This is a genomic window from Fundicoccus sp. Sow4_D5 (assembly GCF_052116365.1).
Lineage (GTDB): Bacteria > Bacillota > Bacilli > Lactobacillales > Aerococcaceae > Fundicoccus.
This window is the reverse complement of record NZ_JBQKLF010000009.1, coordinates 14,522-36,555: the sequence shown is the minus strand read 5'-3', so window position 1 is coordinate 36,555 and position 22,034 is coordinate 14,522. Positions and strand designations below refer to the sequence as shown.

At 42.1% G+C, this 22,034-nt stretch carries 23 protein-coding genes; 10 read left to right on the top strand and 13 right to left on the bottom strand.

What is annotated here, in order from left to right:
• Nucleotides 1–58 precede the first annotated feature (58 nt).
• The gene (locus tag ACTQ45_RS10350; protein WP_441752576.1) at nucleotides 59–289 is read left to right on the top strand and encodes a hypothetical protein; all 231 of its coding nucleotides are present in this window, start codon (nucleotides 59–61) and stop codon (nucleotides 287–289) included.
• Nucleotides 290–649: 360 nt separating this feature from the next.
• Here the strand turns inward: ACTQ45_RS10350 and ACTQ45_RS10345 are convergent, their stop codons facing one another.
• Complete coding sequence (locus ACTQ45_RS10345; RefSeq protein ID WP_441763636.1) at nucleotides 650–1,078, bottom strand: cupin domain-containing protein; 429 nt, start codon at nucleotides 1,076–1,078, stop codon at nucleotides 650–652.
• 375 nt (nucleotides 1,079–1,453) lie between these two features.
• Between ACTQ45_RS10345 and ACTQ45_RS10340 the strand changes: the two genes are divergently transcribed.
• The gene (locus ACTQ45_RS10340) at nucleotides 1,454–1,639 is read left to right on the top strand and encodes a hypothetical protein (RefSeq protein ID WP_441752574.1); all 186 of its coding nucleotides are present in this window, start codon (nucleotides 1,454–1,456) and stop codon (nucleotides 1,637–1,639) included.
• Nucleotides 1,640–1,793: 154 nt separating this feature from the next.
• Here the strand turns inward: ACTQ45_RS10340 and ACTQ45_RS10335 are convergent, their stop codons facing one another.
• From ACTQ45_RS10335 to ACTQ45_RS10290, 10 genes are all read right to left on the bottom strand, one after another.
• On the bottom strand, nucleotides 1,794–2,642 hold the full coding sequence (locus tag ACTQ45_RS10335; protein WP_441763635.1) for a nuclease-related domain-containing protein: 849 nt from the start codon (nucleotides 2,640–2,642) through the stop codon (nucleotides 1,794–1,796).
• A gap of 216 nt (nucleotides 2,643–2,858) precedes the next feature.
• Complete coding sequence (sufB, locus tag ACTQ45_RS10330; RefSeq protein ID WP_441752572.1) at nucleotides 2,859–4,253, bottom strand: Fe-S cluster assembly protein SufB; 1,395 nt, start codon at nucleotides 4,251–4,253, stop codon at nucleotides 2,859–2,861.
• A gap of 18 nt (nucleotides 4,254–4,271) precedes the next feature.
• Nucleotides 4,272–4,766, bottom strand: coding sequence for a Fe-S cluster assembly sulfur transfer protein SufU (gene sufU, locus ACTQ45_RS10325; RefSeq protein WP_441763634.1), 495 nt, complete (start codon nucleotides 4,764–4,766; stop codon nucleotides 4,272–4,274).
• On the bottom strand, nucleotides 4,753–6,003 hold the full coding sequence (locus ACTQ45_RS10320) for an aminotransferase class V-fold PLP-dependent enzyme (RefSeq protein WP_441763633.1): 1,251 nt from the start codon (nucleotides 6,001–6,003) through the stop codon (nucleotides 4,753–4,755). Before ACTQ45_RS10320 ends, sufU begins: the two co-directional genes overlap by 14 nt.
• A gap of 20 nt (nucleotides 6,004–6,023) precedes the next feature.
• Nucleotides 6,024–7,337, bottom strand: a complete 1,314-nt coding sequence (gene sufD / locus ACTQ45_RS10315) for a Fe-S cluster assembly protein SufD (protein ID WP_441763632.1) — start codon at nucleotides 7,335–7,337, stop codon at nucleotides 6,024–6,026.
• 3 nt (nucleotides 7,338–7,340) lie between these two features.
• Entirely contained in the window at nucleotides 7,341–8,111 is a 771-nt protein-coding gene (sufC, locus tag ACTQ45_RS10310; RefSeq protein ID WP_153831381.1) for a Fe-S cluster assembly ATPase SufC, read from the bottom strand.
• 35 nt (nucleotides 8,112–8,146) lie between these two features.
• The gene (locus ACTQ45_RS10305; RefSeq protein WP_441763631.1) at nucleotides 8,147–9,076 is read right to left on the bottom strand and encodes a siderophore ABC transporter substrate-binding protein; all 930 of its coding nucleotides are present in this window, start codon (nucleotides 9,074–9,076) and stop codon (nucleotides 8,147–8,149) included.
• Complete coding sequence (locus tag ACTQ45_RS10300) at nucleotides 9,073–9,798, bottom strand: ATP-binding cassette domain-containing protein (protein WP_153831383.1); 726 nt, start codon at nucleotides 9,796–9,798, stop codon at nucleotides 9,073–9,075. Before ACTQ45_RS10300 ends, ACTQ45_RS10305 begins: the two co-directional genes overlap by 4 nt.
• 43 nt (nucleotides 9,799–9,841) lie before the next feature.
• Nucleotides 9,842–10,816 (bottom strand): iron chelate uptake ABC transporter family permease subunit, encoded by a 975-nt coding sequence (locus ACTQ45_RS10295; protein WP_441752568.1) that lies wholly within the window; start codon nucleotides 10,814–10,816, stop codon nucleotides 9,842–9,844.
• Between the two features lie 3 nt (nucleotides 10,817–10,819).
• On the bottom strand, nucleotides 10,820–11,749 hold the full coding sequence (locus ACTQ45_RS10290; protein WP_338487282.1) for an iron chelate uptake ABC transporter family permease subunit: 930 nt from the start codon (nucleotides 11,747–11,749) through the stop codon (nucleotides 10,820–10,822).
• Nucleotides 11,750–12,140: 391 nt separating this feature from the next.
• Here ACTQ45_RS10290 and ilvA point away from each other — a divergent pair, with 391 nt between their 5' ends.
• Both ilvA and ACTQ45_RS10280 read left to right on the top strand, forming a co-directional pair.
• The gene (gene ilvA / locus ACTQ45_RS10285; RefSeq protein WP_441763630.1) at nucleotides 12,141–13,400 is read left to right on the top strand and encodes a threonine ammonia-lyase IlvA; all 1,260 of its coding nucleotides are present in this window, start codon (nucleotides 12,141–12,143) and stop codon (nucleotides 13,398–13,400) included.
• Between the two features lie 54 nt (nucleotides 13,401–13,454).
• Entirely contained in the window at nucleotides 13,455–13,835 is a 381-nt protein-coding gene (locus ACTQ45_RS10280) for a RidA family protein (protein ID WP_153861677.1), read from the top strand.
• 85 nt (nucleotides 13,836–13,920) lie between these two features.
• On the opposite strand, the gene ACTQ45_RS10275 is transcribed toward ACTQ45_RS10280, so the two are convergent.
• A complete protein-coding gene (locus ACTQ45_RS10275) occupies nucleotides 13,921–14,262 on the bottom strand; it encodes a metal-sulfur cluster assembly factor (protein ID WP_441763629.1) in 342 nt (113 codons plus the stop codon).
• Nucleotides 14,263–14,400: 138 nt separating this feature from the next.
• Between ACTQ45_RS10275 and ilvD the strand changes: the two genes are divergently transcribed.
• From ilvD to ACTQ45_RS10250, 5 genes are all read left to right on the top strand, one after another.
• Nucleotides 14,401–16,095, top strand: a complete 1,695-nt coding sequence (gene ilvD, locus ACTQ45_RS10270; RefSeq protein ID WP_441763628.1) for a dihydroxy-acid dehydratase — start codon at nucleotides 14,401–14,403, stop codon at nucleotides 16,093–16,095.
• Nucleotides 16,096–16,143: 48 nt separating this feature from the next.
• Nucleotides 16,144–17,874, top strand: a complete 1,731-nt coding sequence (gene ilvB / locus ACTQ45_RS10265) for a biosynthetic-type acetolactate synthase large subunit (protein ID WP_441763627.1) — start codon at nucleotides 16,144–16,146, stop codon at nucleotides 17,872–17,874.
• Complete coding sequence (ilvN, locus tag ACTQ45_RS10260) at nucleotides 17,871–18,359, top strand: acetolactate synthase small subunit (protein WP_153831390.1); 489 nt, start codon at nucleotides 17,871–17,873, stop codon at nucleotides 18,357–18,359. The genes ilvB and ilvN overlap by 4 nt, the downstream gene beginning before the upstream one ends.
• A gap of 38 nt (nucleotides 18,360–18,397) precedes the next feature.
• Complete coding sequence (gene ilvC, locus ACTQ45_RS10255) at nucleotides 18,398–19,399, top strand: ketol-acid reductoisomerase (RefSeq protein ID WP_153831391.1); 1,002 nt, start codon at nucleotides 18,398–18,400, stop codon at nucleotides 19,397–19,399.
• 81 nt (nucleotides 19,400–19,480) lie between these two features.
• Entirely contained in the window at nucleotides 19,481–20,296 is an 816-nt protein-coding gene (locus tag ACTQ45_RS10250) for an ABC transporter ATP-binding protein (RefSeq protein WP_153831392.1), read from the top strand.
• A 136-nt stretch (nucleotides 20,297–20,432) separates the two neighbouring features.
• Here ACTQ45_RS10250 and ACTQ45_RS10245 read toward each other — a convergent pair whose 3' ends face one another.
• Nucleotides 20,433–20,588 (bottom strand): hypothetical protein, encoded by a 156-nt coding sequence (locus ACTQ45_RS10245; protein ID WP_441752562.1) that lies wholly within the window; start codon nucleotides 20,586–20,588, stop codon nucleotides 20,433–20,435.
• 649 nt (nucleotides 20,589–21,237) lie between these two features.
• On the opposite strand from ACTQ45_RS10245, the gene ACTQ45_RS10240 reads away from it, so the two are divergent.
• Nucleotides 21,238–22,017 carry an L-threonylcarbamoyladenylate synthase gene (locus ACTQ45_RS10240; protein WP_441763626.1) on the top strand — a complete coding sequence of 260 codons (780 nt, stop codon included), beginning with the start codon at nucleotides 21,238–21,240 and terminating at the stop codon, nucleotides 22,015–22,017.
• The last annotated feature ends 17 nt before the right edge of the window (nucleotides 22,018–22,034 follow it).

Here is a 22,034-nt window from a genome sequence, read left to right as displayed (position 1 = left end):
TTGGACATCCAAAAAGCGCCTTCGTGAAATCTTGTTTTCAAATTTTGTCTAGGAAAGGTTGAAAGATGGTGGCTTGTTTGAGGGCATCAAGGGTGTGCTATTTGGGAAGCCGCAAGTCGAAGCCTATTTCGAAGAATATAAAGCAGTAGTGTGTGATGTTTTAGTGGATGACATCCCAATTCTTTACAATATAAACTTCGGCCACGCCTATCCTAAAATGTCAATGCAGTATGGTGCGATGGCAACTGTCGATGCTGAAAAACAATTGCTTAAGATCGAGCGACTGTAATTCAGACGAATCATTCTACGCAACCACTGACAACACATTCACCGTACCAATTAAAAATTAAGGAATATTCAATTACCGCTAGGACATTAACTTTTAAAGTGCTAACAAATTCTGGATTTCTGAGTGGTTGTTTTTTTGAATTTTAATGATAATGGAATTTTTACAGCAAGATATTGAATGCTGGCTGATAATAATGATTTTATTTTACCGGAATCATTAGGACAAAGAATCCTAAATATCCCGCCTTGTTAGGAGTACGATATTTTAAGATACTCACCAACATTCCCAACTATATGACCCCAACAAAAAAAGTCAGAGTGACGAATCACTCTGACTTTTTATAGCTAAATTTACAACTAATTAATGATCGTGTTCTTCTTCCTCAGCTTCAGCAATGGCTTGTGTCTCATGAACCGTCCCATGTGCATGATGCGCAGGGCCATAAATGGAATATAACTTCATTGGTTGGTCGCCCGTATTAATCACATTATGGAAAATACCTTTAGGAATTAAAATGACATCATCGTCAGCCACTTCCTTCTCAAACGTGATATCATCTTCACTCGTACCCATAATCACACGGCCTTGACCTTGTTCCAAACGTAAAAATTGGTCTTCTTTCGTATGGATTTCACCGCCGATATCGCCGCCAACTGGGATGGACATGAGGGTAACTTGTAACTCTGAACCGGTCCATAGGGCAGTTCTGAATGTGTCGTTTTGTAAAGTAGCTTCTTCAATGTTAATGACAAATGGATCCTTACCGTAATCGTGTAAATCTAATGACATAGTGACATCGCTCCTTTAGTTTGGTAGCTTAATTATAACCATTCTAAATAAATAAGTCAAAATATGACACTTAATCAGATGGCATTAAGTAGCGCAATGTGATATCCCTAACAAAAAAAGAGAAAAACCAACAGAGAAATAACCGGTTGGTTTACACTACAATTTATTTAATTTCAGTTTCAAACTCTAAGGTATTGATAATGGCATCAAGAATATAAGGGATTATAAGGCAAATAATACACGAGTTAGTTTATTATTAACGGCTAAACGCAAACGCTTACTTGTAAAAAAATAAAGATAAGTATATGATTAATAATATAAATATATTATGAACTGACTACTTAAAATAAATCCATAATAATAGGAGGTGATTATGTGGCAAAAGGATATAAGTTAGCACCTAATGAGTCAATCTTGATGAACAGCGATAGAATTTCATATGGTGGTGCTTTAGCAGCCTTCAAAGATAAATTAGTATTAACTAATCAACATATTATTTTGATTAACAAAGGAATCTTTGGAAACGTTAAGAACGTACAATATTATAATCTAAACTTCTAGGCACACCCTAAGTCCCCGCAACCACTTCTCAATCGTGCTTGAATCTCACCCGTGGGAAGGCTTTGTCTATGGAAGCAGCGGGATTGATGTAGTTTTTAAACTTATGCTGATCACTTCGATTGAAAAATCTCAAGAGTTTACGTCTGGCCGATCGTTAGAGTCCCTCCACACCAATAAACTCACATACCATGGTGGAGTTCAATGCTTGGTCATAATGCAAAAGGCCAATTTCACAAATGGTGCGTAAAATAGCTCGTTCCTTAGCTTCATAGCCACCGCACCTTGAACACTCAATTGCGAAGCGATTAATCTCACTACTCTTAATTGAAGCTTGGCAATGAGGGCAGATGATGCCGCGACGAGCATCCTGTACAAAGACTTGCTCTTCATAGGTATCTTGAGCAAATTCAGCGACTGATTTATCAATCAATGCCAGTGTGACTTGATCGACATTCAATGGTCGATAATGAGTAGAGCGTGCTTGCTGTTGGGCGACCCGCCTCAGAAAAGGCTTGATTTGCCAACGCTTGAGATAGTGATCTTGCATATTTTCATGGAAGACGACGGTATCTTCCTCATTAATGAAGACAAGCCGGGATACAAGTGGCACATCCACTCCCAAAGATTCAAGAATCGGCATAAGCAGTTCATTTTGCCGTTTCATTTGAGCAAAATAATTTTGGTATTTATAGCCCTTGGCAAGATTATAAAATTCACCGTCACGGTACTCACATTCGGCGACGAGATTCTTCACTTCAAAATGATAAATCCCATGCGGGCTGACCAACAAAGCATCAATCTGAATCTTCCCGATGGAATGGTCAAAGTTCAAATCATGTAAAATCCGCCAGCCGTGAGGAAGGACTTCTTGCACCACCGCCTCAAAGTCTTTCTGCCCCTTGAATCCGGTCTGCATGGCCCAAAGTTTGGTCCGGGATGGGTCCGGAAGTTGGTAGCGTGCGCTCAAAGTCTCTAAAAATTCTAAGTAAAATGGTTTGTCCATGACTGCCTCCTATAAAAGTCATAAATAGTCTCTCTATATAAAGACACCATTCATCGGCAAATCCATTATTTAATTTGAAGATTATCTAAAATACCATCAAAAAAAGTTCGAACCACCCATAAATCAGCGGTTCGAACCTTATTAAAATATATGGAGAGGCGAGGGCCCCAGTTCAGCTTAGCCAAGCTCCAACTATATCCTTTCAACAACTCTCCACTACCCCACAGAACCTTCCATCTCATATGCAATCAGACGGTTCAACTCCACAGCGTATTCCAACGGCAACTCCTTCGCAAAGGGTTCCACAAACCCCATCACAATCATCTCCGTGGCGGTCCCTTCATCCAATCCACGACTCATTAAGTAAAACAATTGCTCTTCAGAAATCTTAGAGACTTTGGCTTCGTGTTCTAAAGTAACATTACTATTGTGAATTTCATTGAAAGGGATGGTGTCCGATCGCGACTTCTCATCCATAATAATGGTGTCACATTCAATGTGTGAGAAGGCACGGTCGCTCTTTTTACCAAAGTAGACTTGGCCGAGATAGTCGACCACACCTCCATCTTTGGCAATCGACTTGGCCACGATTGTACTTGACGTATCCGGAGCCATATGGAAAATCTTAGCCCCTGTATGCTGGTGTTGGTTGGCACCGGCAAAGGCAATCGTCATAACCGTTCCACGAGCCCCACGACCGTTCAAGTAGATACTCGGGTACTTCATGGTTTTGTAGGAGCCTAAGTTACCATCAATCCATTCCAAAGTCCCTCCGTCGTAACAATAGCCCCGCTTGGTCACAATATTGTAGACGTTATTGGACCAGTTTTGGATGGTTGAATAACGACAGTAGGCGTCTTTTTTAACGACAATTTCGACAACGGCAGCATGTAAGTTGGCATAGGAGAAAGTTGGAGCGGTACATCCTTCAATATATTGGATGCTGGCACCTTCGTCGACAATAATTAAGGTGCGTTCGAATTGGCCTGCTTTCTCATTGTTCATCCGAAAGTAAGTTTGTAGAGGGACTTTGGTTTGGACCCCTTTGGGCACATAGATGAAGGTCCCACCACTCCAGACCGCACTGTTCAAGGCAGATTGGAAGTTGTCGCCTGAAGGAACAACTTTACCGAAATATTCTTTCACTAAGTCAGGATACTCGCGTAAGGCGGTGTCCATATCGGTGAAGATAATGCCTAGTCGCTCATACTCTTCTTTCATCCGGCTGTAGACCGCTTCTGATTCGTACTGGACAGTAGCACCGGCTAAGTAGGCACGTTCTGCTTCAGGAATACCGAGTCGGTCGAAAGTCTTTTTGATCTCATCGGGTACATCATCCCAAGAACGGGCCGGCTTATTGGTCGCTTTTTGATAATAAGTAATATCATCAAAGTCAATGCCTGACAGGTCGGCCCCCCACGTAGCAACGGGCTTTGATTTGTAGATTCGGTAAGCTTTTAGGCGGTAATCTAACATCCATTGGGGTTCGTTCTTTTCTTGTGAAATCGTTCGGATGACATCCTCATTCAAGCCGAGGCCGGTGGAGAAGATAATCTCCGCTTTATCTTGAAAACCATATTCATATTCACCAAGGATTGGCACTTCACTCATATCTCATCACTCTCTTTCTTATATATTGGTCGGACTCTGACTAGGCGGTTGTGTTAAAGCCATTTCACTGGCTCGCCAAGCTAGGACGCCGCATTTGTAGCGGCTAGGGAATTGATTCAAGCTTTCTAATAAGTAGGCATCCCCAATGCGTTTCATTAATTCATCTTGTGACATAACATTCGTCTCACTCAGCCCCTCATCTAAAGGATCGCCACCAATCAAATGGGCAAAGTTGTTGATAATGTCGATCGCTTGTTCGACAGGCTTGTTCAATAAGCTTTGGCACATCATGTCTGCACTGGCCATACTAATGGCACAACCTTGGCCATTGAAGGCGATCGCTTGGATGTGGTCGTTATCAACTACCATCTCCACGACGATGGCATCCCCACAAGTCGGATTGAGCAATTCAATGCGGTGACTAGGATCTTCGAGGGATTTTTTGTAACGAGGGTAGTTGGAGTGATCCATGATAACTTCTTTGTACAGACTACTTAAATCATAGAGTGACATGGTCAAAAAACTCCTTTACTCGGTGGGTGGAGGCGACGAATCGATTGACTTCTTCCACCGTATTGTATACACCCATACTGGCGCGTAACGTAGCAGCAGCGTCTAATTGACGCATCAAGACTTGGGCGCAATGATGACCAGCCCGGACAGCAATGCCTTCCATATCGTAGGCCGTAGCAATATCATGTGGATGAATGGCCCTAAAGTTAAAGCAGACAATGCCGTGGCTCCCTTGTGAGATGGTTGTAGGACTTTGGTACAATTCAATGCCGTCAATCGCTTGAAGCCCCTTATACAAACGTTGGGCTAGGGCGGTTTCGTGCGTATGAATAGAGTCATAACCCACTGATTCAATAAATTCCAAGGCAGCTTGCAAGGCAATAGCTTGGGCAATTGGAGGGGTACCCGCTTCGAACTTCCAAGGGGGGTCTTTATAATTACTTTCAAAGTCACCAACATAATGGATCATCTCGCCACCGAAGTTCACTGGTTGAGTCTGAGTATGTAAGCTTTTGTTCAAATAACACACTCCAATCCCAGTCGGTCCATAAGCCTTGTGGCCACTGAAGCAATAGGCATCCACGCCTAGGTCGCTGACATTGACTGGCATATGTGGAAGGGCTTGAGCGCCATCTACTACTACTAAGATGTCATGCTGATGGGCCCATTGGCATAGCGCCTTAATGGGCTGTTCCACACCCAAGACATTGGATACATGTTGGATAGCAATGGCTTTGACGGCTTTCAACTGGTCTTTGTCCATCGCCTTGAGCGCCTCTAAGTCAAGAACTTGGGTCGCTTCATCTAAGTCTAAGTATTGTAGATGAGCCCCAGTCCGCTTAGCGACTTCTTGCCAAGGAACTAAGTTAGAGTGATGTTCAAGCCGGCTCGTTAATATGATATCACCAGCCTCTAACAAAGGTTCGACTAAACCACGTGCGATTAAGTTAATCCCTTGTGTAGTTCCACTGGTGAAAATAATTTCACTACTATCTTGGGCACCGATAAATTGTCCGATGAATTTGCGGCTATTTTCGTAGGCGTCTGTTGCCCGCTGAGCCAACTGGTGAATGCCACGGTGGATATTGGCCTTGTAGTGGGTGTAATAATCGCTCAATGCCTCGAGAACGGCAGAGGGTGTCTGCGATGTCGCCGCATGGTCGAAATATATTAAAGGCTCATTGTTTACTTTTTGTTCCAAGCCCGGAAAGTGGGCTCGGATCGTCTTATTAATCATTTATATCACTTCAATTCTCCTTAAAGATTGCCAGGGTGGAAGAGCTGTAATTTGTTATCAATCATCTCAACCATTTGTTGCCTGATTTGCATTGACGGAATGGTCTGGATAACTTGGCCGAGGAAGCCGCGAATTAATAAGTATTCCGCATCAGTTTGTGATAAGCCGCGACTCATTAAGTAGTACAGTTGTTCAGGATCCACTTGGCCCACGCTGGCTGCGTGACCGGCCGTCACTTCGAATTCATCAATATATAAGATCGGGTTAGTATCGCCACGTGATTCTTGCGACAGCATCATTAAGCGGCTTTCTTGTTGGGCGTCGGCCCCTTTAGCGTCTTTAACAATTTGACCGATTCCATTAAAGCTTAGGCGGGCTTGGTCTAATATAACCCCGTGTTGGAAAATGTTGGCAGCGGAATGATGGCCGACATTTAATAATCCAGTATTTACCATTTGGGTTTGCTTGCCATTGGCGATACTAATAATATTTGTATTGGAGGCGGAACCTTGGCCTTTTAATTCCGTATAAGTGTCTAAAATCGTATTACCTTGGTTCATGGCCGCAGCGGCCCATTCAATATTGGCATCGTCGTAAGTAATGCCGTGGCGACGTACGAAGGCGCAAGTCGATTCCCCTAGAGCATCCATGGCGACGAATTTCACTTGGGCTCCGGCTGAAGCAACGACTTCGGTCAATAGGGTGGCGCTGTTAGCATGGTCACCGACAGTAGCGGATCGTTCTAAGTAAGTTAGCTGACTATTTTGCTCACTAACAATTAAGATATGCTTGTTAAATGCTAATTCATCGCGACTATCTTGAACTAATACCGTTTCAATCGGTAATTTAATCTCGACATTTTTCGGTATATAGATGAACAAGCCACCATTCATATAGGCCGTGTGATAAGCATTAATCTTATCTTTCAAGGGGGAAAGGGTAGAGAATAAGTGCTTTTGAACTAAGCCCGGATGGTCAACCAAGGCCGTGAACAAGTCTTGGATAATAACGCCTTTGTCAGCTAAGTCTTGGGCGATATAGTCAAGGTAAGTTTCATTACCGTAATGGATAATTCGAGCTGCCACTTCATCATTAGATAATAAGTCTAGTGTGACATCATCTAGTGGGTTGGCCGGCTGTCTCGTCCTGGTGCTAGTAATTGTTTGTGTAAAAAGCGGCCATTTCTTATAACGCATTCGTTCAATAATTGGAAGCTCTAAGCTATCCCATTGAGCAGCGGCTTCGGCTTGAGCCGTAAGGAAAAAGTCTGGCAGTTGATCAGAGTGTGTGATGAGTGATTGTTGTTGGTCTAAGCTTGTTTGATCCAATGTCATCACCTACTCTTCCACTTCAAAGTCTAAGCCTAATTCTTCAATAATCCCTTTGTAGCCTTCCGCTTCAAGACGATGTGCTAATTCTGGACCACCCGATTTAACGACTTTTCCATCAATGACAATATGAATATAGTCCGGTGTAATGTAATTTAATAGTCGTTGGTAGTGGGTAATAATTAAGGCACCAAAGTTATCACCACGCATAGCGTTGACTCCGCGGGAGACAACTTTTAAGGCATCAATATCTAAGCCTGAATCAATCTCATCTAAGATGGCGAAGGTGGGTTCAATCATCATTAATTGAAGAATCTCATTCCGCTTCTTCTCGCCCCCTGAGAAGCCCTCGTTCAAGTAACGTTCAGCCATGGCTTCGGGCATATCTAAGATGGCCATCTTCTCGTCCAATTTTTTAATAAATTCCATGACGTTGATCTTATCATCTTCGGCACGGCGTGAATTAATGGCCGCCTTCATGAATTGGGCATTGGTTACCCCGGGGATCTCGCTAGGATATTGTACGGCTAAGAACAAGCCGGCACGTGCACGCTCATCGACATCCATCTCCAGGACGTCCTTCCCATCGATATAGATCTCTCCTTCAGTGACTTCGTAGGCAGGGTTCCCCATAATCGCAGCAGCTAAAGTTGATTTACCGGTACCATTAGGTCCCATAATGGCATGGATCTCGTTGGTGTTAATGGTTAGGTTCACACCTTTTAGTATTTCTTTGTCTTCAATGGATACGTGTAAGTTTCTAATGTCTAGTGTTGTCATGTCTACCTCCAGTAATATGATTTCTTTTTATTAAATTAAGGTTGCATCAAGTTTGCGATCTCTTGGATTTGTAAGTGGGTGGATTCTAATCCTGACCCAGAAACATACCATAATTGAGATGATAAGAAGTGAATCTGATTATTTTGATAAGCCTTGGTCTCTTTGACTAGGGCATTCTCCACTAAGTCCGTATTGGCTGAGTTGTCAGAACCAATGGCTTGGGTACGGTCAATGACGAAGATACGGTCTGGGTTCAAGTCTAAGATACCTTCAAAGCTAACCGATTGCCCATGACGTTGGTCTTCGATGACGAAGTCTTCAATCGACTGGAATCCAAGTACTTGGTATATCAATCCGAAGCGTGAGTCAGCCCCATAGACTGCCATCTCGCCTTCATTCAATAGTAGAACTAAAGTTTGCTCATCGAGCGTACTATTAATATCACGAACCGCTTGGGCCTCTTGGTCAATCTCTTCGATAATGGCAGTCGCTTCCTCTTCTTTATCGAATAATTTGGCCAGTTCGGTATTAATGGCTACAAAAGATTCCCAATAGTTAGCATTATCGGTCGAGAATTGGAAGACCGGGGCAATGTGTTCTAACTCAGGAATTAAGCTTGAAGACCGGCCTGTTGCGATAATTAAGTCGCTATTAGCACCCGCAAGCACTTCTAGATTCGGTTCATGTAAGTTTGCTGTGTCAATTACGTCGTCGTTGTAACTCCCAATATAGTCTGGCGTTGAATAGACGGGGGCAGCGACGACAAGATCTTCCAAGCCAAGGGCCCGTAAGGTATCGAACTCGGGGTAGCCAAGAGTGATAACGCGTTGGAGTGTACTGTCTACAGTTACTTCCTCGCCACGTGAGTCCGTCACGCTTGTCTGGGCTAGAATGGGGCTTAGAGTGGCTGCGTTAAGGCTGACTGCGAGTGCCAATGTTGCAAAGCATTTTATGAATTTTTTCATGTTAGAAGCTCCTTTTCATAGAAGTTGATTAGGGGGTGTTGTTGTGTCTCAATCACGTCGACACCAATATCATAGAGTTCTTCTAAGATGGGACATTGAAGGACTTCTTGGGTGCGCCCCTGGTGGAATAAGCAACCGTTTTTTAAGGCGATAATATAATCCGCGAACTGACTGACACGATTAATGTCATGCATAATGATGACTACTCGCTTGTTGAACTTTTCGACTAAGCGCTTGAGTAAGTTCATCAGGTGAATTTCTTGACGAATATCTAAGTTGTTCAAAGGTTCATCCAATAAGATCAGTTCTGTATCTTGGGCCATAACCATAGCAATGGCACACCGTTGGAGTTGGCCACCAGATAAGGTATTGATGTAGCTATCTTGCAGGTCATGGAGCTCTAGGAAGTCAATAATTTCTTGGATAACTTCATGGTCGAAGTCACTAAGACGTCCTTTGGAATAAGGATAACGGCCGAAAGCGATAAACTCATAGACGGTGATTTTTAAGTCATAATGTTGTTTTTGCTTGAGAATGCTCAGCCGTTTGGCTAAGTCATTGCGACTCCATTTGTCCAAAGAAATATCATCTAAGTAGATCTCACCCAAATCTTTGTGGTCCAAATTGCCCATAATATTCAACAAAGTAGACTTACCGGCACCGTTAGGTCCGATAATAGCGGTCAGTTGCCCTTGGGGAATATCTAATGAGATGTCGTCCAAGATGATGCGTGAATTTTTACGATATGGAACATGTTTATATACACTATTGAGTCTGATAAGCTCGTCCTCCTTTAAATAATAGAGTGAAAAACATCAATGCACCTGCGACGTCTACAATTACTGAAAGATTGTAGTGGTTATTGAGTAGTGATTCATTCACCCATTGCCCCCCAATGACCATAATCAGCCCTAACAAGCTGCCGATGATGAAGTATTGCCAGTGGTGAGAAATATGAGTGAATTGATAAGTAATATTGGCAATCATAAAGCCAAGAAAAGTAAGTGGCCCAACAATTGCGGTTGACGTTCCAATCATCAACACAATGATGAAGATTAATTGATAAGTGACTTTTTGAATATTAATGCCTAAGCTTGCGGCGGTGTCGTGGTCTACCTTAATGACATCTAGTACCGATGAATATTTGAATAATATAACAAGCCCAATCAACACAATGACCATGCCGATAATTAATAAGCTGGTCGAGATGCGTTGGAAACTTGGATTAAGCCGTGAGAACAGGGCATCATAGTCTGATGGATCCATAATCACTTGCATAAAGGTCGTTAGACTCCGAATTAATTGGCTTAAGATTAAGCCCAACATGATAAGCAGGCTTTCATCGAAACGTTCACTTAACTGACGTGGCCGGACTGCAATATAAAGTAAGGCAGAGAAAAATAACATTAATACTAAATTAATCAAAAAAGATGAAGTGGTTAAAGTGCCGACCTCTCTATTCATAAACCGACTTCCAATAAAAAAAATCAAAGTCTGGCAGAGGCTGAAGATAGCATCCATCCCCAGAACATTCGGCGATAAATAATGACTTCTGAACAAGGTCTGAAAGGCGAAGGTGGACGGCACAATCGCTAAGACAATGACAATATAGGCAGTCAACTTGGATACTCTTAACCGCCATATATAGTCGGTCATAGTTGCATAGTTATTCAACAAATAAAAAAGGGACAACAATACAACGACCAAGGAAAGTAAGTAAGCGAATGGTTTAAATTTCATAAACTAACCTTCTTTCACGATTAAGATATAGATGAAAATACCACTACCGATTAAGGAGATAATCACTCCAACGGGAATCTCAAAGGGCATTATAATCATCCGCGCCAAGATGTCACATAATAAGACAAAGCTGGCTCCATAGATCATAACGGCTGACATGGAGTGGGCTAAGAGATCGCCAGATTGAATTCTTAATATATTAGGGATAATCACTCCTATGAAAGGAAGTGTTCCGACAACCATGACATTGACTGCTGTCGTCAATGAGACACACATAATAATAATGAGCCAAGTGGCTTGGTAGTTAATACCCAAGTTGGTAGAGAAATCCTCTCCTAATTTCACGATGGATAATCGGTGAATCAGTAAGTAACTGATGAAGATCGTAATAATATTCAAAAATAACCATTCATATCGTCCAACTTGAATCATGGCAAAGGACCCTTGCACCCAAGATTGAATATTTTGAGTCAATTGGAAGCGGTAGGCGATTGCTTGCCCGAGTCCATTAAGCAATTGACCGTAAATAATACCAAAAAGAGGTACCATCCAATCTTTCTTAATATGGATTTGCCTAAGTAAAGTAATAAACCCTAGGGTGAAAACGGCCGCACTCAAGAAGGAGAAGAAAATTTTATTCCCATTCGTAATTCCCGGTGTGATCAGACATAGGATAAGACCTAGCTTGGCGGCTTCAATAGTTCCAACAGTTGAAGGACCAGCAAACTTATTATTAGAAATACTTTGCATCAACAAGCCTGCCAAACTCATACTACTACCGACTAAGACAATGCTAAGGGTTCTGGGAAAGCGTGATTGCCAGAAAATGAGTGAGTTCAAGCCGGTTAAATTGAATCCATCTGTCCCAATAGCCAACGATAACAAACATAAAGCAACCATCACGAACTGACTAACAATATTTTTAACTGACATAACACTCCCCTTGCTTTCTAATTTAAATTTAATAAAAGACGTTAGTCTCTTAAAAATTATTAATACTATAGCACATGCAAATTATAAAAACTAGAAATTTCTCATAATTATTTTGAAATAAATTGACTTTTTTTGAGTTATAATAAGTATAAACAACTAATTATAACCGTTCTATTTAAGGGTTTAGAGTAATTGTATCAAGGTGTATCGCAATAAAATATTATTAATATCCAATAGAATAAATAGCGATAATATAATTAAACTATTATTATATAGAGCAGGATAATAACTTATAAATAAGCTTAATTAATTTATGTTATAAGTTGACTTTATATATTAATTAATCCATAATGGTTCTAATTAATTTTTAATAAAATAAGGAGGATAAGGCATGTTTCCAACTATTACATCAGAAGATGTACTTGCTGCGTATAAGTCATTAAGGCAGAGCGTCAACCAAACGCCGTTAATGTATGATTCCTATTTGTCAGATAAGTATAAAGCGTCGATCTATTTAAAGCGGGAAGACTTACAAATTGTACGTTCATTTAAACTGAGAGGAGCGCTGTATGCTATTAATCAGTTATCAGACGATGAGCTTGCTAAGGGTGTTATTTGTGCGTCGGCTGGAAACCATGCCCAAGGCGTTGCTTATACTTGCCAGTTGAAGAAGGTGAATGGAATTATCTTCATGCCGACCACAACTCCAAGACAAAAGATTGACCAAGTTCAATATTTTGGAGGCAAATACGTCAAGGTTGTCATTCAAGAAGATACCTTTGATAAGAGTAACGTCGCTGCTCATGTCTACGCTGAAAAACACAATCTTACCTTCATTGAGCCCTTTGACGATTTGAACGTTATCTTAGGGCAAGGAACGATTGGCGTCGAGATCCATCAAGACTTAGTGGCCAATGGTGACCAAGCGGATTACATCTTGCTACCCGTAGGAGGGGGTGGCTTAATCTCAGGAGTGAGTGCCTACGTCAAAGATGCCATGCCAACTTCCGCCATTATAGGAGTGGAACCAGATGGGGCAGCTTCCATGAAATTCGCGATCGAACAGGGAGGTCCGGTAGCATTAGAGAAAGTGGATAAGTTTTGCGATGGGACAGCGGTGGCTAAGGTGGGTGACTTAACCTACCACTACACAAAAGAATTTGTTGAAGATTTTATTACGGTTCCTGAAGGACTGGTCAGCCAGATGATATTAGATTTGTATACTAGGCAAGCGATAGTCGTCGAGCCCTCAGGTGCCTTAACGGTAGCTGCCTTAGATAAGATGGCTGATGAGATTCGAGGCAAGACCGTCGTCTGCTTAATATCAGGTGGGAATAATGACATTAATCGCATGGCGGAAATTGAAGAGCGTGCCATGGTCTACCGCGGCTTGCAAAAATATTTTATCGTCAAGTTCCCCCAACGTGCTGGTGCTTTGAAAGACTTCGTAACGGATGTGTTGAACAAGGATGATGATATTACCCGCTTTGAATATACGAAGCGGATTAATCGATCCCAAGCACCTGTCTTTATCGGCATCCAATTAGGTAAGCGCGAGAATTTAGAAAGTTTACTTCGCCGGATCGAAGCCTTTGATTCTAACTATATTAACGTCACGGAAAATCCGAGTCTGTATCAATTATTAGTGTAGTCGATGATGAATAGTCGAGTGATTTATCAGAGAAAGATTTTGAGGAGGAAGAAAATGAAAGTAGTCAATTCGCCCCTAGCTCCCGATGCAGTAGGACCTTATTCTCAAGCAATCAAGACCAACGGACTGATATTTCTATCCGGTCAAATAGGGCTCGATAAAGAGACCGGTCAATTAGTTGACGGCTTAGAAAAGCAAACGCAACAAGCCTTCAAAAATATTAGCTACGTATTAGAGTCTGAAGACTTAACTTTAGCTAATATTGTCAAAGTCACGGTCTTACTGAGTGACATTCAACACTTCGATAAAGTGAACGAGATCTACGCACAACAGTTCAAAGCCCCTTATCCAGCTCGCTCGGCCTTTGCGGTCCGAGACTTGCCATTAGGTGCCTTGGTTGAAATTGAGGTGATTGCTGAAGTTGAGAAAGGTTAATGATGGCTGAATCAGTTGCCGACCCTAAGAAAAGCAAAAAAACTTGCTTCTGTAGTTGAAGCAAGTTGAAGGGCAGAATATTTAACTAATTAGGATTAATTCCTAAGGCGATCCGGCCAATCCGACTGATGTTTTGAATATTCCAAGCAGGCTCCCATACGATATTGACCTTAACGGTATCGATGCCTTCAATGCTAGTTAACTTTTCAGTTAGCTCAATGGGCACTGTGTCGACGCAACTGCAAGCCATACCGGTAAAAGTTAAGGTGATCTCACAATGCTTGTTACTATCGACCTCCATCGCATAGATTAAGCCGAGGTTGTAGATGTCCAAGCCAATTTCTGGGTCTAAAATCGTTACAAGTTGATCAATAATCGCTTGCTTTAAGTCATCGGGAAAGTTGTTTGTTTGAATATCGTCTCTCATACTTATATTACCTCCGTTGTATTATTAGTTTTAGATGTGAATTCCAATTAAAATTAATCAATTATCAATTATTTTACCGGATATATGGAACTTGTCAAAGTGAAAATGAAAGAGTCAATCTTGAAAGGATGAACGACCATGTCAAATAAAAATCTAAAAAAACGTAGTCATGTGTATGACGGTCCTGTAAAGGCGCCTAACCGGGCAATGATGCGAGCGACAGGAATGGATGATGAGAGTTTTGAGAAACCGATTATTGGTGTGATATCTACTTGGGCTGAGAATACGCCGTGTAACATTCACCTTCATGACTTAGGAATTATTGCTAAGGAAGGCGTTAGTGAAAGTGGTGGATGGCCCGTTCAATTCGGAACGATTACGGTATCCGATGGAATTGCCATGGGAACGCAAGGAATGCGGTATTCCTTGCCCAGCCGGGATGCCATTGCAGATTCAGTAGAGATAGCCATTGGCGGTCATAACTGTGACGCCTTTGTAGCCATTGGTGGCTGTGATAAGAATATGCCGGGTTGTGTCATTGCGATGGCTAACCTGGATATTCCGTCCATCTTCGTCTACGGAGGAACCATTGCCCCAGGTAAGTTAAACGGCAAAGACATTGACTTAGTATCTGTCTTTGAAGGTGTAGGTAAATGGAATAATGGTGAGATTAGCGATGAACAATTAAAGAAAATTGAATGTAATGCCTGTCCGGGCCCAGGTGCATGTGGTGGAATGTACACTGCCAATACCATGGCGTCAGCCATTGAGACCCTTGGCTTAAGCTTACCAGGCTCTTCCTCCAACCCAGCCATTACCCAAGCCAAAGAAGATGATGTCCTCAAAGCAGGACGCGCAGTCCTTCAATTAATTGATAAAAATATCCGACCAAGCGATATTTTAACCCGCAAATCCTTTGAGAATGCCATTACCTTAACGATGGCCTTAGGAGGGTCAACCAATGCCATTTTGCATTTGTTAGCCATCGCCCATGCCGCCGATGTTGACTTAAAGATTGAAGACTTTAATACGATCCAAGCTAAAGTGCCGCATCTAGCAGACTTGAAGCCAAGTGGTCATTATGTCTTCCAAGATTTATATGAGGCGGGTGGAGTACCAGCGGTACTCAAGTATTTATACCAAAATGGTTACATTCATGGAGATTGCTTAACAGTAACTGGTAAGACCTTAGCTGAGAACTTAGAAGATGCTCCTGACTTAGTGGCTGGACAACAAGTTATTATGCCACTATCAAATCCTAAACGTGCCGATGGCCCGTTGATTGTCCTTAAAGGGAACTTAGCTCCTGAAGGTGCTGTTGTGAAGGTATCAGGATTGAAAGTTCGCCGCCATGAAGGACCAGCTAAAGTCTATAACACCGAGGAAGAAGCCATTGAAGCGACCTTACACCATGAGATTGTTGATAACGACGTGGTCATTGTTCGATATGTAGGACCTAAGGGTGGGCCAGGTATGCCAGAGATGCTGTCCTTATCCAGTATGTTAGTAGGTAAAGGATTGAAAGTCTGCTTAATTACTGACGGTCGCTTCTCAGGTGGATCTCACGGATTCGTAGTCGGACATGTGGCCCCAGAAGCACAAGATGGTGGACCAATCGCCCTTGTCCAAGACGGTGACACCATTATCATTGACCAAGATACCAAGGAATTAACGATGGTTGTATCTGAGGAAGAATTAGCCGAGCGTCGTGCTCAGCTCGTCTTACCACCACTTGAGACACGTGGTGCCTTAGGTAAATACGCCCATATTGTATCAAGTTCATCACGAGGAGCGATTACCGACTTCTATAAGCGTGAAGAGTGGAACAATTAAGGGTGAGATCCATCGAACAAAAATTATTAAAAAAGGAGGCGTTGATGTGTGGAACCGTACAAAAATGAGCACTCAAATCAAACAAAAACAATAAGAACTGGGGCAGACTTACTCATTCAAAGTTTAATGGACAACGATGTGGATGTAATATTTGGCTATCCAGGTGGCGCAGTCTTACCAATATTTGATTCACTCTATGAGATGAATCCTAGCTTTAAAAATTATCTCTGCCGCCACGAACAAGGCTTAATTCATGCTGCGGAAGGCTATGCCCGCGTTACGGGCAAGACGGGAGTGGTTCTTGCGACATCAGGACCAGGTATCACGAACCTACTTACAGGGATTGCTGACGCCATGTTAGACTCACTTCCCTTAGTCGTCATCGCTGGGCAAGTCTCCTCGGCAGTGATTGGAACGGATGCCTTCCAAGAAGCGGATGTTATCGGTCTAACAACTCCTATCTCAAAGCACAATTATCAAATAAAAAATGTCGCAGACATACCGCGCATAATGAATGAGGCCTTCCATATCGCTTCAAGTGGCCGTAAAGGGCCAGTGGTAATAGATATTCCCAAAAATATATCTGAAACCTTAGTGGAGGGGGATTATTCAGGCGACTTCCACTTAGCAGGTTACCAGCCAACGACTCAACCGAATGCGGGGCAGATCGAAAGAGTGCTAGAAGCCTTACCCCAGGCTGAAAAGCCCGTCTTATTAGCTGGAGCGGGTGTGCACTTTGCCAAGGCCAATGAAGAATTATTAACTTTCCTCGACCGCTATCCCATGCCGGTTGTGAATACTTTGCAAGGCATTGGGGCCCTACCAGGCTCGCACAGACTATCACTCGGCATGGGAGGGATGCACGGTAGCTACGCCTCCAACCAAGCCATTATCAATGCTGATCTCTTAATTAATATCGGGTCCCGCTTCGATGACCGACTGACGGGCAAGTTGTCAGAGTTTTCACCCCATTCCAAAGTGGTGCATATTGACATCGACCCCGCTGAAATTGGCAAAAATATCAAAGTCGACATCCCCGTCGTCAGCGACGCTAAGTTGGCTCTAGAAGCTTTACTTGAAGCGGATGCCGTTCAGGTAGACTATAGCGATTGGATTGACCATTGCCTAGCCAAGAAGGAAGATAATCCTTTCTGGTACTACAATTACGACCAACTCATCTCACCCCAATGGTTTATTGAGAAAGTCTCGCAAAAGACTAATCACCAAGCCATTGTGATTACCGATGTAGGTCAGCACCAAATGTGGGCAGCACAATTTTACTGTCAAGATAAGCCATTAAGCTTTGTCAGTTCGGGCGGTTTAGGAACTATGGGGTTCGGCTTGCCAGCGGCAATAGGTGCTCAGATTGGTCGTCCAGATGAGACGGTCGCACTCTTTGTAGGAGATGGTGGCTATCAGATGACCATTCAAGAACTGGCGACCATTAAGCAATACAATTTGCCGGTTAAGATTTTTATATTGAATAATGAGACCTTAGGCATGGTACGGCAGTGGCAAGAATTGCTTTACGACGAACATTATTCGGAGTCCTTATTCAATGACGGTAAGAATCCAGACTTCGTGAAGATTGCAGACGGTTACGGAATTAAGGGGATGCAGATCAGTCAAGAATCCATAGTCGATGAGGCTTTGGAAGAGGTCTTCGCTTATGACGGACCGGTTGTTGTTGAGGTCATGATACCGATGAAAGAAAAAGTATTCCCCATGGTACTAGCAGGTAAAGGCAACGGCGAGATGACTGGGGTGAAACCAATATGAGACACATTATCACAGCCACTGTGGAAGATGCTAGTGGGGTATTGAATCGCATCACTGGCTTACTCGCCAGACGTAGCTTTAACATCGAAAGTATTACGGTCGGCAAGACAACCAAAGAGGGGATCTCTAAGATGACCTTTGTCGTTGACTTGGACTCAGCTAATAGTGCTGAACAACTCATTAAGCAATTGAACAAGCAAATTCACGTCTTAAAAGTCAATGATATTACCCACCAAGATATTGTCGCCAGAGAATTAGCCTTAATAAAAGTCAAAACTAGCAAGTCTTCTCGAGCAGAAATTCAAAGTCTGATTGAGCCATTCCGAACACGTATCTTAGATGTAGCCCGTAATTCAATTACGATTGAAGTGACTGGAGGACTTTCTAAGGTAGATGCCCTTATTAATTTAGTCAAGCCTTTCGGCATTATTGAAGTGTCGCGAACAGGCTTAACTGCCTTTGTCCGAGATACAAGTAGTAAGTAATTTATTAAAAACACACACATAAAAAAGGAGCCTTTAACATGACAAAAGTACTTTACGATACAAATATTTCAACAGCCATTCTAGAAGATAAGACGATCGCCATCATTGGTTACGGATCGCAAGGACATGCCCATTCACAAAACTTACGAGACAGCGGGTTCAAAGTAGTAGTAGGTCTACGTGAAGGTAAGTCATTCGATGCCGCAAAAGAAGATGGGTTCGATGTGAAATCTGTCGCCGAAGCTACAAAAGAAGCGGATGTTATTATGGTTCTATTACCTGATGAACGACAGGCGGAAGTATACGATAATAGCATTAAAGACAACTTAGAAGCGGGCAACGCCTTAGTCTTCGCTCACGGATTCAATATTCACTACAACCAAATCGTTGCACCTGAAGATGTGGATGTGTTCTTAGTAGCACCCAAGGGACCGGGACACTTAGTACGTCGAACTTTCGAAGAAGGTGCTGGTGTACCAGCCTTAGTGGGAGTTCATCAAGATGCAACCGGCCATGCTAAGGAAATCGGCTTAGCTTACGCGGTAGGGGTTGGTGCAGGACGTGCTGGAATCTTAGAGACAACCTTCAAGGAAGAGACCGAGACGGACTTATTCGGTGAACAAGCCGTACTTTGTGGAGGGGTATCTCACTTAATTAAAGCTGGATTCGAAGTTTTAACAGAAGCTGGTTATCAACCAGAGTCTGCCTACTTTGAAGTGCTTCACGAATTGAAATTAATCGTAGACTTAATTTACGAAGGTGGCTTAGAGAACATGCGCTACTCCATATCAGATACAGCAGAATGGGGAGATTACGTAAGTGGTCCGCGTGTTGTCACATCGGACACTAAAGAAGCCATGAAGGGTATCCTAAAAGACATTCAAGACGGTGAATTCGCACGTAACTGGATCTTAGAGAACCAGACTAACCGTCCGAAGTTCAACGCGATCAAACGCCATGAGAAAGAACATCCAATTACAGCAGTAGGTAAAGAATTACGTGGCCTCATGCCATTTATTGGAGATTCATTAGTTGATTAATATTTCCAGATACACGTCGAAACTCGGTAATAGCTCAATGCTGTTACTGGGTTTTCTTGTATATAGAAACAAGACAAAGCGATGACTAAAAGGAGTCGAGGCAGATTGAAGAAGACAATATTACAATTAGAAGAGGTGACTTGGCGACGACAAGGCCAGTCAATACTCAAAGGTATTAATTGGCAAGTTCAGGAAGAAGAACACTGGGCAGTCCTTGGTTTGAACGGCTCGGGCAAGACATCGATATTGAATATTATTACAGGCTACTCCTATCCCACTTCCGGAGCTGTTAAAGTGCTGGATACAAAGTTTGGCGAGGCCAGCCTACCTAAGTTGCGTGAAGAGATTGGTTATGTAAGTTCAGCCTTGGACCGCTTTGGCTCTACATTTAACAAGCAACGTGTGAAGCATATTATCCTCAGTGGGAAATTCTCAACGGTTGGCTTGTATAACAAGCAAGATATTACTGAGTCAGACTGGCATTTGGTTCAGGCGATTCTTGAGGAATTGCGAATTGGTTATTTAAGTGAGCAAGCTTTCAGCACCTTATCCCAAGGAGAGAAGCGTCGCGTATTAATAGGCCGGGCATTAATGAACCGCCCGCGCCTGATGATTTTGGATGAGCCTTGCTCGGGTCTAGATATCCTAGCGCGAGAAGAGTTGTTACAGCAGATGAATTCAATTGTGAAGCAAGACTGCCACTTGATTTACGTCACCCACCATATCGAGGAAATCACCCCAGCTATTACGCACATTCTATTGATCCGAGATGGGGAAGTTGTCAGCAGTGGACCTAAAAATCAAGTCCTGACCGCTGAGAACCTAACGAATACCTTCAAGGTAAACGTCAAAGTCCGCTGGGAAAACGACCGCCCTTGGATAAGTGTGGTTCATTAAGGTCTGAAATACGATAGTCTGCCAACAAAGTCGATTCAATGGCAGAGAATTACCAAAGTACACTATCACCCCCGACTCATCGACCGCCCTTGAGCAGATCCGCTAATCCTAGTCCAATGTCCACTCAATCCATTATTTAAAATAAATTATTATTTACGATGTAAACAGTTGGATAATCAAGGATTAACTCACTCGTCTTGAGACTTTTGTTAATCACCTTGTTCTTTAATTGTTCAATGCCATTTAAATCGAAATTAATTTCTTGAACTAAAGATCTTGGGGTTTTAGTCATTGTAAAATTCCTTTCAATCACACGTTTCGACTATTATATCATAATGTTCTAATTAGAGGTTGACTTAGAAAGCACAGGAAACCATTCAAAACTTAAGGTGGTAATAATAAATTTATGTCTTATTTATTGTAATTAAAGTAAATTAGTGAATTTATTAGCTAAGTCTAAAACATAAGATAGTAATATTTCAAGTACATTATAATAGAAAGTAGAATATTCCAAGGTTTTTAATTAGGTTATAATGACAAAAGTTAAGGATAGATTAGAAAACGGCTTGACAAGTGAGGGGATTAACATTAATATAGCATTAGAATAATTATTAAAGGAGAGGGATCACATGCAAACAGCTAATTATGATTCAATCATAAATTTATTATTATTAAGCGCGTTATTAGACAAGTTTGATTAGCCTTTTAAGGAGCTTAATTTCTTGCTCGTTTATAAGTTTAATCAAACTGATTAAATCATTTAAGCGGGTAATAATAAACTGTTATAGCATGATGAGAACTTTCATCAAACTATTGAACAACCCGACTTAGGTGAAAACACTGAGTCGGGTTTTTTGTATGGTTTGAAAAAATGTTGGTTGCTGAGTGACATGATCTAAGTAAGGAATTTAATATTTGAGAATAGGAAGGATGTTAATCAAATGGAGAATAAACACATAAAGTGGTCAGGTAATTTACAAGAAGAAGCAGTGACCTTATTAAAAAGTGGTGGAAAAACTATCGTCTGTCCTACAAAGGTAGGCTATATTATTGCAACAATGGATAGAGTGGGCTTGGAGAGGAAATTTTCTGCTAAAAATCGAAAACTAAACAAACCTGGTGTCGTTTTAGTAGGCTCATTAGAACAGTTAGATGAGCTAGCGGAAATGACTCCCGAAATAAAAAAGATTTATGAGAAGTGCTGGGAGGAAGATGTGTTATTAGGTTGTATACTTCCTTGGAAAGCTTCAGGCAAACAGTATATACCCGCCGATGGCTCCTCTGAGTTGATGTCAGATACACGCGGAACTAGTTGTTTCGTTATTAAATTCGGTGTACCTGGAGAACAAATCGCTGCTAAACTTTGGACAGATCAACAGTCACTATTATTCGCAAGTTCTGCCAATCCATCAGGAAAAGGTAATCGAGGTGTGGTAGCTGGTATTGGTGAACAAATAGAACATGAGGCAGATCTAATTATTGACGGAGATGACTACGTCAAATCTATTCAGCCAGATAAAACGGTAGACACACGTTATGAACAAGGAGTGATGATTTCTTTTGTCGATGCACACGGTCAACTCGTGCCTGAACAAGGTAATCAACGTTCTGTTGAACCAGCACCTGTCTTAATCCGTAAAGGCTTAGATTTAGAACGCATTATGTTTCATTTGTCAGAAGGTTATCATTCATGGAATTATCGCCACGGAGAGTATTATTGATCCAGTGACGCACTAGA

Bases quoted from the DNA above. Each gene is read 5' to 3' on its own strand.
- ACTQ45_RS10345 (WP_441763636.1), bottom strand. From the start codon at position 1,078: ATGTCATTAGATTTACACGATTACGGTAAGGATCCATTTGTCATTAAC.
- ACTQ45_RS10335 (WP_441763635.1), bottom strand. From the start codon at position 2,642: ATGGACAAACCATTTTACTTAGAATTTTTAGAGACTTTGAGCGCACGC.
- sufB (WP_441752572.1), bottom strand. From the start codon at position 4,253: ATGAGTGAAGTGCCAATCCTTGGTGAATATGAATATGGTTTTCAAGAT.
- sufU (WP_441763634.1), bottom strand. From the start codon at position 4,766: ATGTCACTCTATGATTTAAGTAGTCTGTACAAAGAAGTTATCATGGAT.
- ACTQ45_RS10320 (WP_441763633.1), bottom strand. From the start codon at position 6,003: ATGATTAATAAGACGATCCGAGCCCACTTTCCGGGCTTGGAACAAAAA.
- sufD (WP_441763632.1), bottom strand. From the start codon at position 7,337: ATGACATTGGATCAAACAAGCTTAGACCAACAACAATCACTCATCACA.
- sufC (WP_153831381.1), bottom strand. From the start codon at position 8,111: ATGACAACACTAGACATTAGAAACTTACACGTATCCATTGAAGACAAA.
- ACTQ45_RS10305 (WP_441763631.1), bottom strand. From the start codon at position 9,076: ATGAAAAAATTCATAAAATGCTTTGCAACATTGGCACTCGCAGTCAGC.
- ACTQ45_RS10295 (WP_441752568.1), bottom strand. From the start codon at position 10,816: ATGAAATTTAAACCATTCGCTTACTTACTTTCCTTGGTCGTTGTATTG.
- ACTQ45_RS10290 (WP_338487282.1), bottom strand. From the start codon at position 11,749: ATGTCAGTTAAAAATATTGTTAGTCAGTTCGTGATGGTTGCTTTATGT.
- ilvA (WP_441763630.1), top strand. From the start codon at position 12,141: ATGTTTCCAACTATTACATCAGAAGATGTACTTGCTGCGTATAAGTCA.
- ACTQ45_RS10280 (WP_153861677.1), top strand. From the start codon at position 13,455: ATGAAAGTAGTCAATTCGCCCCTAGCTCCCGATGCAGTAGGACCTTAT.
- ACTQ45_RS10275 (WP_441763629.1), bottom strand. From the start codon at position 14,262: ATGAGAGACGATATTCAAACAAACAACTTTCCCGATGACTTAAAGCAA.
- ilvD (WP_441763628.1), top strand. From the start codon at position 14,401: ATGTCAAATAAAAATCTAAAAAAACGTAGTCATGTGTATGACGGTCCT.
- ilvN (WP_153831390.1), top strand. From the start codon at position 17,871: ATGAGACACATTATCACAGCCACTGTGGAAGATGCTAGTGGGGTATTG.
- ilvC (WP_153831391.1), top strand. From the start codon at position 18,398: ATGACAAAAGTACTTTACGATACAAATATTTCAACAGCCATTCTAGAA.
- ACTQ45_RS10250 (WP_153831392.1), top strand. From the start codon at position 19,481: ATGACTAAAAGGAGTCGAGGCAGATTGAAGAAGACAATATTACAATTA.
- ACTQ45_RS10245 (WP_441752562.1), bottom strand. From the start codon at position 20,588: ATGACTAAAACCCCAAGATCTTTAGTTCAAGAAATTAATTTCGATTTA.
- ACTQ45_RS10240 (WP_441763626.1), top strand. From the start codon at position 21,238: ATGGAGAATAAACACATAAAGTGGTCAGGTAATTTACAAGAAGAAGCA.